Genomic DNA, 13,337 nt, shown 5'->3' with positions numbered 1-13,337 from the left:
TGGTATTCATGAGGGGCTTGATGTCGGTCGCTAGAGGATTTCTGCGGCGTAGTTGATCGAGGGCTTCTGTGTCCCCCGTGCCAGTCCTGCCACGAGGAAGATCGGTATGCCGAGGAGGAGCCACCGGGCGACTCCGCCGGCACCGCCGAGCAGGGCGTCGTAGTTGTCCAGGGTCAGGTATCCGATGACGATGAAGGCCAGGACGGACAGTGAAGGGGCGAGGACGGTGACCCAGAGATTGTCCCGGATGCCGTTTCGGGCGAAGAACGCGACGATCGCGACTGAGGTCAGCAGCAAGATGGTGATGAAGCCGGCCGTGCCCAAGGCAACGAACCAGGAGAAGACAATGCCGATAGGGTCGGCTCCGGCCAGAAGGAAGGCGCTGATCACGACCAGGACGACCAAGGCGTTGACGAAGCCCGCGAAAGACGGGGCACCGGTCTTGGAGACGGAGGAAAGTTTGGCGGGCAGGGCGCCGGCCCGGCCGAGCGCAAACAGGTACCGGGAGAACATGTTGGACAGCCCTAGGAGCATGGCGATGAAGCTCGTGACAACGAGGATCTGCATGGCGACGCTTAGCCACGGGCCGGCACTGGCATTGGCGAGGTCGAAGATCATGCCGGCGGGATTGTTGCTTGCCTCTTGTTGGATGTGGTCTATTCCGATGGAGCCGCTGATCGCCCAGGTGGACAGCGTGTAGAAGACCCCGACGAAGGCGATGACGAGGTAGGCTGCGCGGGGAATGGTCCGCCGTGGATTTTTCGCCTCTTCAGCGAAGACGACCGTGGCTTCGAAACTCGTGAAGCAGGCGAAGGCAAACAGCAGGGAGATCCCCAGGCCTGGACCGAAGACACTCGATGCGGTGAAACCCTCGAACGTGAAGATTCCCGGCCCCTTCCGGGTAATCAGGGAAATCACCAGGGCCGCTACGACAAGGGTTTCTCCCAGGATCAAGACTCCAAGGACCTTCAGGCTAGCGTCGACGCCCTTCATCGTCAGTCCTGCGGTCAATACTAGGACAACGACGATCCAGACGTAGACGGGTATGCCGATTCCGGTGAGGCTTTGCACCAGTTGCTGGGCGAAGACACCGAACTGGGACCAGAGGCCTATCTGCAGGCTGAGATAGGTGAGGATGGCGATGCCGGCACCGGCGGTGGCCCATTTGTTGCCCAGTCCCTTGGCGATATAGGCGACGAAGCCACCCGCGTTGGTGATGTGGTGGCTCATCCGCAGGTATCCGACGGAGAAGAGCGCAACGAGCAGCGCCGCGATGGTGTAAATCACGGGGGTCCCGGGGCCGCTTGCCGAGAAAAGCACCGGGCTGGCCCCTACAACGGCGGCCATGGGTGCGGCTGCGGCGATGGAGAAGAACGCGACGGCGATGACGCCGAGCTTGTTCGGCCTCAATCGCACTGCGGGCGCGTTGGACATCGGCTCTACTAATCCGAGACCTGTCGAGGTCTCGGCTGGTTCTTGGTTCATGGGTGGCTCTTTCAGAAGCGCAATGGCGGGAAGCCCGATGCGGAAGGGGTGTTAGAAGGCCCTGCTTTCGCGCGCCGATGCGCGGTAGCGGGTAGGTCCGGAGGTCTTTCGAGGACTGCGGCCCGGGTAGTGATCCCGGCCACATGCAAAACTCTACATCTGTATAGTTTTCTCTGTCAATGGCCTTTCAGTGCGAGCTGACGAGGCTAGACTCGGTTTATGAGCCAGGATTCACGGAGGTTGCCGTACGGAGACGGCCGAGACGCCCTGCTGGCCGCGGTGATCGACGTCGTCGCAGAAAAAGGCCTCAAGGGTGTCACGTATCGCGCGGTGGCAGCCCGGGCCGGCGTGAACCATACGCTTGTCACGCACCACTTCGGATCCATCGAGGGACTTCTGGCCGCCACCATGGAGTGGGCCATTCAGCGCTCCATCGAGGAGACCGGCCTGGCAGGGATCGCGGACTTTAATGAAGGATTCGCCGACTCTCTCATGGCTACGGTGTCGGCTGAACCCGAACTGCAGCTCTTCCAGTTCGAAATGCTCCTTGAGTCCAGGCGCAACCCCAAGATCCTGGCGATGGTGGAGCGGCTGTACGAGACCTACGTGGGAACCGTCGAAGAGGCATTGAGCAAGCGCGGCCTTGACACTACAGGCGAAGCCTCCCTGGCCATCTTTGCGGCCCTGGACGGGCTCATGCTCCAGTTCCTGACGATCACCAACCCCACGAAAATCAGATCGGCCGTGATCCAGGTGGGCAAGCTGGTGTCCGGACTGCAGAACACTGCAGACGAATCCCGGCGTCCGGCAACCACCAGCTGAGCATTTAGTCCCGGTCGGCACTGCAGCACTTCATGTTAAGCCGGCGTTGCGTCTTGAATGGCGCGGGCTGCCTCAAGGCCGCTTTCGATGGCGCCGTCGATGAAACCGCCCCAACCGTTGGCGTAATCGGAGCCAGCGAAGAGGAGGCTGCCCTGCGGTTTCTGGAAAACCGCCAGAGCCTCGCTGAGATATCCGGGGCGATGCATGGGCCACGTTTCCCCGGACAAGGGGTCTGCGGTCCAGTCATGGCTTGCGACCCCGACAACTTCCGTCTCAGGCACCAGGAGGTCGAGGGCGGCCTGCACTTGCCGGAGGTCTGTCACGTCCAACCGCGAGGAATCGGGGCCAAAGGCAACGAGGATAGTGTCGCCGTCGTGGTCATACTCTGTTTGGGCAAAATTAAGCTGCCAATCGGCCAATCCCAATGCAACAAAGGGTCTCCGTGTTCCTTTGACTTTGATCCAGGCCTTAATGCCCCTGGAGACCTGCCCCTCAGAAATGGCCTTCGTGCTGGATTCAGGAAGCGGTGGCTCGAAGGAGATACCACCCATCGCGCCCAAGGGCAGAGTGCAGACCACGTGATTCGCCCGATAGAGCGAGCCGTCGGCGGCCCTGACGGTAGCGCCCGCATCGTCGTATTTGACCGCAACAACCGTCTCATTTAGCCTGATGTCCGTGCCGGCGGCCATGGCCTGGATGAGTGCCTCCGTGCCGCCCTGGATCTTGAACGTGGCGCACGCTTCAAAGCTGACCATCCAGTCCCCGTTGGTGAGCGCGACCCAGCGGAGGGCCTGCGTAAATGCCGCATCGTCTATAGGTCCGTTGAAGTTCAGTGCCCAGAAGGATTCCAGGATGTCCTTGGAATAGTCGGTGATCTGCAACTCTGCGATTTTCTTCGGCAGGGGCGTTGCATCAATCTCCTTGATATCCGGATTGGCCCACGGGGTGAAGGGCTCGGGGAAGTACCGGCGTGATTCCTCCATGAGCGTCCGGTTGGATGCGTCGATATCACCTAGCAGTTGCTCCGGGTCGCCCTGGTGTCGCTTCCCGTCCGCCCACCAATAGGCGGTCTCCGGGACCGGACTCTGCGCCGTCCCCAGGCCGTACCGTGTCATTTCTGCCCAGACGTAGGGCTGGGTCCAGTGCACCCAGGTGCCGCCTATCTCAAGCGGCCGGCCCAATCGGGTGTCGAGCCAGGTCCGCCCCCCGATGCGGTTACGCGCTTCCACAACGATCACGGAGCGGCCGGCCTGGCGCAGTTCGCGGGCGGCCGTTAGACCTGCAAAGCCGGCACCGATAATGACGACGTCGGCGTGTTCGGTCCGGGAGATGGTTTCAGTCATGATCATGCCTTTGGTGGTCTTATTCGGGGAGCGGGGTTAGGAGTAGACGAAGAACTCGGTAGTGGTTTCAACGACGGTCCAGCGGGTCTGGGCGCCCTTGTTGAAGGACGCAGCCGAACCTGGTTTCAGGTCAAAGCTCTCGCCTCCTTCAAGGTCGATCCGGAGGTGGCCTTCGATGATGTGAATGGTTTCGTCCGCTTCGATAAGCAGGTCGAACGGTTCCGGAGCTTCCTCGGGTGTCACGTGCCAGAATCCGGCGGACAGGGCGGGGCGGTTGCCGTCGCCCGGGCGGCGCACCCACTGCACCTGCCCCAATTCGAACGGCTCGTACTTTTCCGGGTCAAAGGCGTCGTGGACGGTGAATTCAAGTGCGGACGTGGGTGTGGACATGGCGTCTCCTTGGTGTTGATGATGAAATTCAGCATCTGCTCAGTTGTGCTAAGAGTCACATCTAAGCATCTGCTTAGTGTTCCCGTCAAGACTGTTTCGAAGGGCATTAGACTCTGGCTTATGGAAGATCGCGTCAGCCCCGGCTATGGCACCGGCAGGGAAGCTTTGCTCGCCGCTACGGTGCACGTGGTGGCACGGAAGGGGCTGCGGGGTCTGACGTACCGTGCCGTCGCCGAGATCGCCGGCGTGAACAACTCGCTCGTGGCCCATCACTTCGGTAGCCGGGATGCCCTGATCGAGGCGGCGCTGGAGTGGTCGGTCAGCCGGTCGATTGGCCTGTCCGGGCTGGAGAACCTGCCCACGAATGAAGACGATTTTTGCCGCAGCCTCATGGCGCTCATTCGCGAAAACCCGGACCTGCAGACATTCCAGTACGAAATGATCCTGGAGGCAAGACGGCGTCCGGAACTCGCCGGAGCGGTCCGCCGTCTCTACGAAAGCTACATTTCGGCACTATCGGCCGGACTTAGCCGCCTGGGAATAAGCAGTGATTCGGGGGCGGCGCAGGCCGCCTTCGCGGCCCTCGACGGCCTGGTGCTCCAACTTATCGCCGGCGTGGACGAGGAAGGCGTTGAGCGTGCCATCCGCTATCTGTGGACAATCCTGGCCGGCTCGGCCGAAGCCCGGTCCCTGCCAAACCTCAAGGCGTGAAGGGCTATCTCCTTGGGGCGCTCCTGACGGACTTCGACATCCGGCGGTGGTCTTACAATCTGCCTGCACACAAACAACGGCTCGTCTTCCACGTCGCGCCGGCGGGGACCATGAGCGAGGCTTGATCACCGGAAGGCAATATTGAGTGCGGGGGTCCAAAGGAGGCCGCGGCGTCTGCTGCCCTGGCGCCGAATCTGGTGCGGGTCTCCACATTGAGCGGTTACTAGTGGAGCTGTTCGCGGATCGGGGTGACGGCCTGTCCGGGATAGGTGGGGATTCCTCGGGTGCGCGGCGTCGAGTTGCATGCGGCGCGGTAACTGATCCGGGCTGGTTAGAGCAGGCCGGGGCCTGGTCCGGGGTATCCCGGACCGGTGGGGTTGGCTGCGTCTGTGTTGGCTGTGCCGGCGTTGTGGCTGGTTTTGTGGATTGTCTTGGCGAAGTCCAGGAGGGTGGTGCTGAGGGTCGGGAGTTCGCTGGCTTGGAGCCCGTATTTCGTGAATTCGGTGGTGGGGAGTGTCCGGTGTCTGGCGATGGCGGCCGCGAAGGTTGGCAGGTCCAGGGTCGGGTCGCGGCGTTGGCAGAGGGTGATCAGTTGCTGGTGGGTGAACCGGTGGCTGGTGATGATGGAGTAGGCGTCGAGGTAGTCGCGGGCATATCCGCGCGAGTAGACGGCGAGCAGCTTGGACGCGACGGAGTCTTTCAGGGAGAGGATCGGTCCGATGTCGATGATGGCGGGTGAGTTCTCCCACCAATCCAGTCCGAGGTCGATAACGACGGCTTGTTCGTCCTGTCCTACGGTGACGCTGGCGAACTCCTCGTACTGTCGGGTGATCTCGACGGCGTATCCGGCGGCTTCGAGGGCGGCTGTCATTTTCTGTACCGATGCGGCGAAGGTTGCCGGGGTGTGGTGGCGGTGCAGGGCGAAGAGGTCGATGTCGTCCGAGAGGCGTTCGGTGATGCCGTGTTCAATCAGGGCCTGGCCGCCAGCGAGGATGAAGCCGTCGTCGGCCAGGACCTCGAGTGCGATCTTGGCTGCTACGCGCTGAGAGTGGTCCATGACGGGTGCTCCTTCGCTTCGCGGGTGGCGGGGAGCTCGGGGAAGCTGGTCTCCCAGAGCTGCCTGCAGCGCGCGGGCAGGATCATGGTCGGCCACAGGGCGGTCAGCCGTCCCGGGTGGACGATGCGGCAGATTTCTTCGATGGACCCGGAATTCTGAAGGGTGAGTTGGTACAGCACCGAGCAGCTGCCGTCATCGTTGACCTGGTAGCTTCTTTCCGGTCCCCAGTCCAGGTGCAGGGGGAGTTCCACGGTTCCGGTCGCGGGACCGTGCAGGTCGTCCAACGCGTTCGGAACCAGGTACACGAGGGAATCGGCGATGGTGTGCCGGTGCTTGTCCGGGGCCGCGACGTACTCGCGGAGCCGGGTGCGGATGAGTTCGGACACCGAAGTGCCCTCCCGCACGGCTTTGTGGTGCGCTTCGTTCCACAGTTCGCCGCTTACCCGGATCGTGTGCCGAGGTGTCCCTGCCGACATGGCCCGCTCCTGCCTCTGAGAGTGTTCTAGCTTCCCGATCAAGTCTACGTGGTGTCATGACACCTGAAGGGATGACGACGCCAAACGCGGGACTTGGGTACTGCAAGAGGGGCCAAACGGGGTGTGCACAATGTGCACACCTTTGGCCGGCGGACTGGGTCCGACTCGGCCGTACAGCCGTCGGACTGGCTCGGATTGCCTAAGTTTTTCGGACTTCCCTTTGTTTCCAAGGCTCGGAATGCAGTTCGAGTCCCACCTCGGGCACAGTGTTCCCGCAGGTCAGGGGCCTATTTGGCCCCTGACTGTTGACAAAAACCCCAAAAGTGTTGGTACCGGCCGTGGCGTTGGACTCCCCGCGAAACTCGATCTGGTTTATGTGCGCCACACGTTTACGCCACGGAAACGATGAAAAGGCGGGCCGCTTCGTGTCGAGGTTGAATTCGGCGACGAACGGATCCAGATCGCCTGACCCGGCAACCTGTTCCGGAACATCGCCACCAGGCACCTTCGCGTGATCAAGCGCCATACCGAAGAGCCTGCCACAATCTCAAACACCGTCCGGTCGCTGCGCGCAGGACGTAGTGGGCGTCCGCACCGCCCTTGCCGGTGCCCTTGGGCGCCTGGGTGTTGAGTACCTGGACCTGTTCCTCATGCACTGGCCTAATCCTGCCCAAGGCACGTTCGTGGAGGCATGCAAGGGTCTGCGGGAGTTGGCGGACGAAGAGGTTATCCGTGCGTGGGGTGTCTCCAACTTCAAACCCGCACACCTTCGCCGGGACCAGGCCGCAGGATTGCAGGTTCCCGTCAACCAGGTCCAAGTGGATCCCGAAACCGGCCAGAAGCATCAGCTCGCCTTGCACCGGGAGCACGGAATCCGCACGGCCGCTTACAGCCCCCTGGGACGCAACGGCGCCTTCATGAACTCACCGGCCGTCGCCGGAACCGCGGCGGAAATGGGAAAGACGCCAGGCCAGATCGTGCTCCCCTGGCGTGTGCAGAGTGGTCGGGTGGCAGTGCCAAAATCCGTCGATGACCGGCGCGAAAAGGAGAACCTGGATGTCTTTCGTTCTCCTTGACGCAGGAACAGATGGACGCGAGTCCAAGCGTGGACACGGGAAGCGGTCCGCGCTTGGACTCGGACGAGTTCCGTCACTGAGCCCTGTGTTGCTGTGCGGCGACAGGGAGCCTGTGCAAGGCCTCGGCAGACCGGACTTGCCGTGGGGTCACGATGCGGCGGCTCCCGTGAACCGGCTCAGGAGATCCCTTCGCCGGGTTCGATTCGGTGGTGGAGCCCCATCCATGGTGCGGAAACGAGTTCCTCCCTATCGGGGATCTGCACGAGCCGCGGCACGGCTGGACTTGGCAAGGCGGGTCCTCCTAGCGCGTCAGAGGTTCGTTGCCAACTTAACGCGTGGTGGTCGATTTCAATAGACACGTGAACTCCTTCTGGTCATCCCCAGGGAATCCCTGCAACGCGAAATCCACAGACAAAATCTGCTCGCTGTTGGGGAACGAATAGGCCTTGAGCGGCTCGTGGAGCGGGTGCGTGTTGTAAACCCCGATGTCCTCGACCTTTTCGAAGTCCGCCACAATGGCGTAGTCGAACGAGCGCTCTTGGTTGAGGACGTCAGGACCGTGGGTCAGGCTCACCATGCCGGGGATCCTGCCCCTCATGGTGTTGAGTCCGTCGATCCAGCTCTGTTTGTCGGCAGGCGGGAACCCGTCCTTGAACTTGAAGAGCACAGTGTGTCGGATCATGTCAGGCTCCAATCGGTGCTGTGGATGATACGGCGGCGGGGACGTAGTCCAGGGCCTGGTCGGCGATGGTGCGTCCGGCGATGTAGCCCATGGTCATGATCGGGCCGAGGGTGGCACCGGCGCCTGGATAACCGGCTGCGTAAGCGTTTTCGGTGATGTTGCCTGACGCAAACAAACCGGGGATGGGCTGGTTGTCGACGTCGAGGACCCTGGCCTGTCCATCCGTGACGACGCCGCCGTTGGTTCCGAACGCTCCGTTGACCACTTCCATCGCATAGAAGGGCCCAGTCTGTAGTGGACCCAAGGACGGGTTGGGCCACGGGCAGTCGTCGTCGCCCCAGTACTTGTCGTAGGCGCTTTCGCCGCGGCCGAAGTCCGGGTCCTCGCCCTTGAGCGCGAACTCGTTGAAGCGGGCTATCGTCGCCGTCAGGTTCTCGGCCGGGACGTTGATCTTCGCGGCAAGTTCCTCGAGCGTCGGCGCCTCGATGAGGTACCCGGGGGTCGGCTGGCCGACGCGGTGGGAGAGGATGCCGTAGGACTCCATGTAGGCATGATCGACAATCACGTGCGCCGGAGTGTTCAGTGTCTGGTTCCTGGGGGAGTCCCAGGACTGGAGGCATCGGGCAAGGTCGTTGTAGTTCTGCGATTCGTTGGCGAAGCGTTGGCCGTGACGGTTCACCATGATGGATCCGGGGCCTTGCCGTTCGAAGCGAAGGAGTGTCCCCACAGGCTGTCCATCGCGGGTGTCGCCGGTGATCGACATCGGCGCCCACCAGGCTTCTCGGGTCCCGCGGGTTTGGCCGCCTATGCGCTGGGACATCCGCAGGCCATCGCCCGTGTTGGAAGGGGGCGAGCACATGGTGTACAGCCTCGACGCGAGCATCGAGTCCGCAAGCGCTTTGTCCCATTCGAAACCGCCCGTGGCGAGGACCACGGCGTCGTTCGCGCGGATCTGCTCTCCGGATTCGAGTTCGACGCCGGTCACCCGGCCGTCGCTGGTGACGACGAGCCGGTGTCCTCGCGCCCCCGTGACCAGCGCGGCGCCGTCGCGCACCAGGCTGGCAAGCAGCATGGACACGAGGGCCTGGCCTTTGGCGACCAGTCCGTCACCCTGGCGGCGGTTCAGTTCCTCCCAAGGGAACTTGGTGAAGGCGCCCCAGGCTTCGTATTCCTGCATCGTGAATGGCGCGCGTCCATCGGTTCGGACGTGATCGCTCAGAGTGCCGAGGGCGTCCTGCTTATTGAACAACTGCGGCTCCACGGTGCGGCCGCCTTCCACGGCGCCAGGCAAATCCTGGCGGTAGTCCGGGAAGTTGTCGAGGAAGATGAAGCGAAGGCCACATTCCTCCTCGACGAAGCGCAGCATCTGGTCGCCGTAGTTAAGGGCAGCGTCCAGGAGTTCGGCGCGGCCGCGGCTACGGGCCACGGCGCGCACATACTCGGCGGCCGCCTTCTTCGAATCGGTGATTCCGGCGTCGCGGGCGTGATGATTGTCAGCCACCCACAGCATGCCGCCGGACACCGCGGACGTTCCGCCCAGCAGGGCGCTTTTTTCGAGGACGACGACGGACTTCCCCGCGCGCGCGGCCGTGGCCGCCGCGGTGAGGGCCCCTGCGCCGGAGCCGACAACGACGACGTCGTAGCTGTCCGACTCGGTCCCATGGACGAGTTTCATTTTGTTGCCTTTCGAAGAGGGTTTTTTCGAGGTGCCGCAGCTGCAATCAGATGGCCGTGTAACCGCCGTCGATCACGAGTTCCGAACCGGTCGTGAAGCGGGATTCATCTGAGGCGAGGTACAGCACGCCGTAGGCAATCTCGTTCGGCTCGCCTTGCCGCGGCAGGGGGTTGGAGCCCACCAACTGCTTGTAGTACGCCTCGGGACCGATGTCGGATTGCTCGGCGGAGCGGCGGCTCATCCGGGTATTCATCGAGCCTGGATGAATGGAGTTCACCCGGATTCCGTACGCGCCGTAGGCCGCCGCGTCGGATTTGCTCAGCAGCCGGACTGCACCCTTGGTCGCGTGGTAGAGCGGCACGTTCCTGCCGCCGGTAATGCCGTGGATGGACGAGAAATTGATGATGCTCCCGGCACCCTTGCCGATCATTCCCGGAACCACATGCTTGGTCATGAGCCAGACGCCCTTGACGTTGACATTGAAAATGAGGTCGAAATCGGGCACTGAGGCAGTGTGTGATGCGCCGGCCGGGCCGATGATTCCGGCGGCGTTGACCAGGATGTCGGGAGCACCCAGGTCGTCGCTGACCCGGTGGATGGCTTCGGCGACGCTGTCCTCGTTGGTGACATCGACGTCGTACTCTTTGATGCTTTCGTGACTGACCGCGGCAGGAACTCCAGCCACGTCTAGGCTCGCGACTTTCGCGCCGTGATGGGCGAGGAGCGCCGCAGTGGCGCTTCCCAAGTCCCCGCGGCCGCCGGTTACGATGGCGGTCTTCCCGGCCACGCGGTGTGGTGTGTGGTTCATTGTGGTGCTCCTCCTGCCGCGACGGTGCGGCCTGTTGCTGCGTCCTAGCAGCGTCGCAGGGGAGCTGTGACGGGCACCACGGGATTGCCGATGAACGGAAAATGTATCCCTTAGTGGCTTTGGCGGAGGGTGCCCTTGAGTTTGCCGCGCCAGCCCAAGGCCCTGGAAATACCGCGGGCGGCGGCCATGAGGACGGGCACGCGGGAAGCGGTGTTTTCCTCGTCCCGCGGCACCACCACGCTGAGCGCGGCGACTACCGTGTTGTCCGGACCATAGACCGGGACCGCGATGCCGCTGGATTCGGGCACGATCACTCCGGGCATGGCCGCGAAACCGCGTTGCCTGACCTCAGCCAGGTGTCGGCGTAGCGCGGCAGGGTCGGTCAGTGTTGTTTCGGTGTATTTGGTGAGCGGACGGGACAGGATCAAGTCCTGGTAGGCAGAGGGGGAGTTGGCCAGCAGCACCATCCCGGACGACGTCGCGTGCACGGGAAGGCGGCCGGCGATCTTGGTGATGTCCACGATGGTCGAGGCGTTGCCAAGCCGTTCGATATACAGGACCTCGTCCGAATCCAGCACGCCCAGGGTGGTGCTGTGCTGGACCACCGATTGCACATCCTCCATGAAAGGCAACGCAGCTTCCCGTAGGCCCTGCGTTTTGGATCCCCGCGACGCGAGCTCCCACATCCGGGTTCCAAGCTGGATGTTCCCGTGGGGGTCGCGCTCAAGGAGCCGCTCAAGCAGGAGTTCGTCGACCAGCCGGTAGGTGGTGGTGACGGGAAGCCCGGTACGGCGGCTGAGTTCCGCGACGCTCATGGACGTGTGCTTGTCGTCGAAGGCGCTGATGATCCTGATGAACCGCCTGATGATCGACTCTCCCGATGCCGAGTTGGCCATTCTTCCTCCTCCCGGATTCCCACTCAATGGTAATCCTGCTCCCCGGCTGCCCTTCCAAGGTATGTCCTGAAGCTTGGCAATCTGCCCGGCTGGCCGCACCGAAGCGGCAGTTGATTGAGGCGGCAGCCCATCAAAGCGGGCAGCCGATTGAGCGGAGCAAGAACCATGAGTAAGACCGTTGTGTGTGATGTCCTGGTGGTCGGCTCCGGCGTCGCCGGAATGGCCGCGGCGCTGAAGGCCGCTTCCCAAGGACTGAACGTGATCGTTGCCGAGAAGGACCGGTACTTCGGCGGCACCACTGCGATTTCGGCCGGTTGGGCCTGGGTCCCCGGAAACAAACAGGGCGTGGAGCAAGGGGACACCCGCGAGGATGCGGAGACCTACCTGAAGAACCTCGCCCCGGACACTTTCAACGAGGCAGGGGTCCGGGAATTCCTGGATACCGTGCCGGAGGCGATCTCCTTTTTCGAGAACGAGACCGAGGTGAAATTCACGTACCCGGAGAAAGCGCCGGATTACAAAATGGACCTGCCCGGCGCGAAACTATCCGGCCGTGCGATCCTGCCGCGTGACGTCGACGCTCGGGTGCTTGGAGACAAGCGCCTCCTGATGCAGCCGTACATGAGTTCCTACACTGTGTTCGGTTACATGCCGCAGGTTGGGCCGGACATCAACGAGTTCTTCCACGTCAACCAATCGATCAAGTCCTTCGTCTATGTGGCGAAAAAGCTGTTGCGGACCTGGGTCGACGCGGCGCGCTACAAGCGTCCCGTGCTGCGGTCGAATGGCAACGCGCTGATGACCCGCATGGTGAAGAGCGCCGACGATTTGGGGGTGCGTTTGTGGAATGCCTCCCCGGCCCTTTCCTTGACGCGTGGCGACGACGGCGCCTTCACCGGAGCGGTCATCGGCGGCGAGCATGCCGCCACCGTGACGGCACGGATGGGGGTCATCCTCGCTGCGGGCGGATTCTCCGGCAACAAGAAATTGCGCCAAGAGTACTTCCCGCACGACTCCAATGGCGATGATCACTTCACACCGACCGTTGGCCACGGCGGGGACGCGGCGAACCTGGCGATCAGTGCTGGCGGACACATCGACGATTCCGTGTTCAGCGTGGGATCCTGGGCGCCCGTGACCGTTTTCAAATACCTCAACGGTGCCCAGCGACTCTTCCCGCACCTGCGCGCCATCGGACTCCCGGGCCTGATCGCCGTCGACCGCTATGGCAAGCGCTTCGGAAACGAGGCCCTTAGCTATCACGACTTCGGAGGGGCGATGATCGCGCATAACAAAGGCGAAGAAAAGACGTTCGGCTACGTGATCGGCGATGCCAAGACAATGCACAAGTACGGCATCGGCTACGCCAAGCCCTGGCCCATGCCGCGCGGCTATTTCTACAAGACCGGATATTTGGTCAAGGGGAAGACCTTGGAAGAACTCGCGGGCAAGCTCGGCATCGACGCCGAAGGCCTGAAGGCTACCGTGTCCGAATTCAACCCCGCGGCAGAACGTGGCGAGGATCAGGCCTTTGGCCGCGGCTCCACCCTGTACAACCACTTCAGGGGCGACATGGAACACAAGCCGAACCCCAACCTTGCTCCCGTCGGCAAGGGGCCGTACTACGCCGCAAAGATCCAGATGGGTGACTTGGGAACCTTTGCCGGCATCGGCGTCAATGAACGCTCCGAAGTGGTGACGGCAGAAGGAACCCCCGTTCCCGGCCTGATCGCCGTCGGCGCCGCAGCAGTCAGCGTCTTCGGCGGCGGCTACCCGGGCTACGGCTCGCATATCGGCCCAGCCCTTGTGTTCGGGTACCGGGCTGGCCGTGACATCGCAGCGCTAGCTGCCGAACGTGGGGTCTCCCGCGTTGCGGCGAGCTGAGGATAGGGGCGTCCGTGGGGGTTGCCGTCCGG

Annotated in this window: 14 protein-coding genes; 4 read left to right on the top strand and 10 right to left on the bottom strand. The window is 62.8% G+C overall.

Features of this window, described 5'->3' with window-relative positions:
• Positions 1–30: 30 nt before the first annotated feature.
• A complete protein-coding gene (locus ABD742_RS12355; RefSeq protein ID WP_234750656.1) occupies positions 31–1,485 on the bottom strand; it encodes an APC family permease in 1,455 nt (484 codons plus the stop codon).
• A gap of 219 nt (positions 1,486–1,704) precedes the next feature.
• On the opposite strand from ABD742_RS12355, the gene ABD742_RS12350 reads away from it, so the two are divergent.
• The gene (locus tag ABD742_RS12350) at positions 1,705–2,307 is read left to right on the top strand and encodes a TetR/AcrR family transcriptional regulator (protein ID WP_234750659.1); all 603 of its coding nucleotides are present in this window, start codon (positions 1,705–1,707) and stop codon (positions 2,305–2,307) included.
• A 35-nt stretch (positions 2,308–2,342) separates the two neighbouring features.
• On the opposite strand, the gene ABD742_RS12345 is transcribed toward ABD742_RS12350, so the two are convergent.
• Positions 2,343–3,650, bottom strand: coding sequence for a flavin monoamine oxidase family protein (locus ABD742_RS12345; protein ID WP_234750661.1), 1,308 nt, complete (start codon positions 3,648–3,650; stop codon positions 2,343–2,345).
• Positions 3,651–3,686: 36 nt separating this feature from the next.
• Positions 3,687–4,040, bottom strand: coding sequence for a cupin domain-containing protein (locus ABD742_RS12340; protein ID WP_234750664.1), 354 nt, complete (start codon positions 4,038–4,040; stop codon positions 3,687–3,689).
• A 120-nt stretch (positions 4,041–4,160) separates the two neighbouring features.
• On the opposite strand from ABD742_RS12340, the gene ABD742_RS12335 reads away from it, so the two are divergent.
• Complete coding sequence (locus ABD742_RS12335; RefSeq protein ID WP_234750666.1) at positions 4,161–4,751, top strand: TetR/AcrR family transcriptional regulator; 591 nt, start codon at positions 4,161–4,163, stop codon at positions 4,749–4,751.
• Positions 4,752–5,082: 331 nt separating this feature from the next.
• Here ABD742_RS12335 and ABD742_RS12330 read toward each other — a convergent pair whose 3' ends face one another.
• From ABD742_RS12330 to ABD742_RS12320, 3 genes are all read right to left on the bottom strand, one after another.
• A complete protein-coding gene (locus tag ABD742_RS12330; RefSeq protein ID WP_234750667.1) occupies positions 5,083–5,808 on the bottom strand; it encodes a nucleotidyl transferase AbiEii/AbiGii toxin family protein in 726 nt (241 codons plus the stop codon).
• Positions 5,787–6,284, bottom strand: a complete 498-nt coding sequence (locus ABD742_RS12325) for a hypothetical protein (RefSeq protein WP_234750669.1) — start codon at positions 6,282–6,284, stop codon at positions 5,787–5,789. Before ABD742_RS12325 ends, ABD742_RS12330 begins: the two co-directional genes overlap by 22 nt.
• Positions 6,285–6,483: 199 nt before the next feature.
• The gene (locus ABD742_RS12320) at positions 6,484–6,810 is read right to left on the bottom strand and encodes a hypothetical protein (RefSeq protein ID WP_234750670.1); all 327 of its coding nucleotides are present in this window, start codon (positions 6,808–6,810) and stop codon (positions 6,484–6,486) included.
• A gap of 55 nt (positions 6,811–6,865) precedes the next feature.
• Between ABD742_RS12320 and ABD742_RS12315 the strand changes: the two genes are divergently transcribed.
• Positions 6,866–7,360: an aldo/keto reductase gene (locus ABD742_RS12315; RefSeq protein ID WP_234750673.1), complete on the top strand. Its 495-nt coding sequence runs from the start codon at positions 6,866–6,868 to the stop codon at positions 7,358–7,360.
• 328 nt (positions 7,361–7,688) lie between these two features.
• Here the strand turns inward: ABD742_RS12315 and ABD742_RS12310 are convergent, their stop codons facing one another.
• The 4 genes from ABD742_RS12310 to ABD742_RS12295 form a co-directional block, all read right to left on the bottom strand.
• Entirely contained in the window at positions 7,689–8,042 is a 354-nt protein-coding gene (locus tag ABD742_RS12310) for a Dabb family protein (protein ID WP_234750674.1), read from the bottom strand.
• Position 8,043: 1 nt separating this feature from the next.
• Positions 8,044–9,717 carry a 4-oxocyclohexanecarboxylate 2-dehydrogenase gene (chcC1, locus tag ABD742_RS12305; protein ID WP_234750675.1) on the bottom strand — a complete coding sequence of 558 codons (1,674 nt, stop codon included), beginning with the start codon at positions 9,715–9,717 and terminating at the stop codon, positions 8,044–8,046.
• Positions 9,718–9,763: 46 nt separating this feature from the next.
• Complete coding sequence (locus tag ABD742_RS12300; protein WP_234750677.1) at positions 9,764–10,525, bottom strand: SDR family NAD(P)-dependent oxidoreductase; 762 nt, start codon at positions 10,523–10,525, stop codon at positions 9,764–9,766.
• A gap of 110 nt (positions 10,526–10,635) precedes the next feature.
• Positions 10,636–11,421, bottom strand: coding sequence for an IclR family transcriptional regulator (locus ABD742_RS12295; RefSeq protein WP_234750678.1), 786 nt, complete (start codon positions 11,419–11,421; stop codon positions 10,636–10,638).
• Positions 11,422–11,586: 165 nt separating this feature from the next.
• Here ABD742_RS12295 and chcC2 point away from each other — a divergent pair, with 165 nt between their 5' ends.
• Positions 11,587–13,305: a 4-oxocyclohex-2-ene-1-carboxylate 5-dehydrogenase gene (chcC2, locus tag ABD742_RS12290; protein WP_234750680.1), complete on the top strand. Its 1,719-nt coding sequence runs from the start codon at positions 11,587–11,589 to the stop codon at positions 13,303–13,305.
• The last annotated feature ends 32 nt before the right edge of the window (positions 13,306–13,337 follow it).

Origin of the sequence: Arthrobacter ramosus, from assembly GCF_039535095.1 — a bacterium.
GTDB lineage: Bacteria > Actinomycetota > Actinomycetes > Actinomycetales > Micrococcaceae > Arthrobacter > Arthrobacter ramosus.
This window is presented reverse-complemented; position numbering and strand designations above follow the sequence as displayed.

What these genes read in the sequence shown, in the direction of transcription:
- ABD742_RS12355 (WP_234750656.1), bottom strand. Translation starts at nt 1,485, where the DNA reads ATGAACCAAGAACCAGCCGAGACCTCGACAGGTCTCGGATTAGTAGAG.
- ABD742_RS12350 (WP_234750659.1), top strand. Translation starts at nt 1,705, where the DNA reads ATGAGCCAGGATTCACGGAGGTTGCCGTACGGAGACGGCCGAGACGCC.
- ABD742_RS12345 (WP_234750661.1), bottom strand. Translation starts at nt 3,650, where the DNA reads ATGACTGAAACCATCTCCCGGACCGAACACGCCGACGTCGTCATTATC.
- ABD742_RS12340 (WP_234750664.1), bottom strand. Translation starts at nt 4,040, where the DNA reads ATGTCCACACCCACGTCCGCACTTGAATTCACCGTCCACGACGCCTTT.
- ABD742_RS12335 (WP_234750666.1), top strand. Translation starts at nt 4,161, where the DNA reads ATGGAAGATCGCGTCAGCCCCGGCTATGGCACCGGCAGGGAAGCTTTG.
- ABD742_RS12330 (WP_234750667.1), bottom strand. Translation starts at nt 5,808, where the DNA reads ATGGACCACTCTCAGCGCGTAGCAGCCAAGATCGCACTCGAGGTCCTG.
- ABD742_RS12325 (WP_234750669.1), bottom strand. Translation starts at nt 6,284, where the DNA reads ATGTCGGCAGGGACACCTCGGCACACGATCCGGGTAAGCGGCGAACTG.
- ABD742_RS12320 (WP_234750670.1), bottom strand. Translation starts at nt 6,810, where the DNA reads ATGGCGCTTGATCACGCGAAGGTGCCTGGTGGCGATGTTCCGGAACAG.
- ABD742_RS12310 (WP_234750674.1), bottom strand. Translation starts at nt 8,042, where the DNA reads ATGATCCGACACACTGTGCTCTTCAAGTTCAAGGACGGGTTCCCGCCT.
- chcC1 (WP_234750675.1), bottom strand. Translation starts at nt 9,717, where the DNA reads ATGAAACTCGTCCATGGGACCGAGTCGGACAGCTACGACGTCGTCGTT.
- ABD742_RS12300 (WP_234750677.1), bottom strand. Translation starts at nt 10,525, where the DNA reads ATGAACCACACACCACACCGCGTGGCCGGGAAGACCGCCATCGTAACC.
- ABD742_RS12295 (WP_234750678.1), bottom strand. Translation starts at nt 11,421, where the DNA reads ATGGCCAACTCGGCATCGGGAGAGTCGATCATCAGGCGGTTCATCAGG.
- chcC2 (WP_234750680.1), top strand. Translation starts at nt 11,587, where the DNA reads ATGAGTAAGACCGTTGTGTGTGATGTCCTGGTGGTCGGCTCCGGCGTC.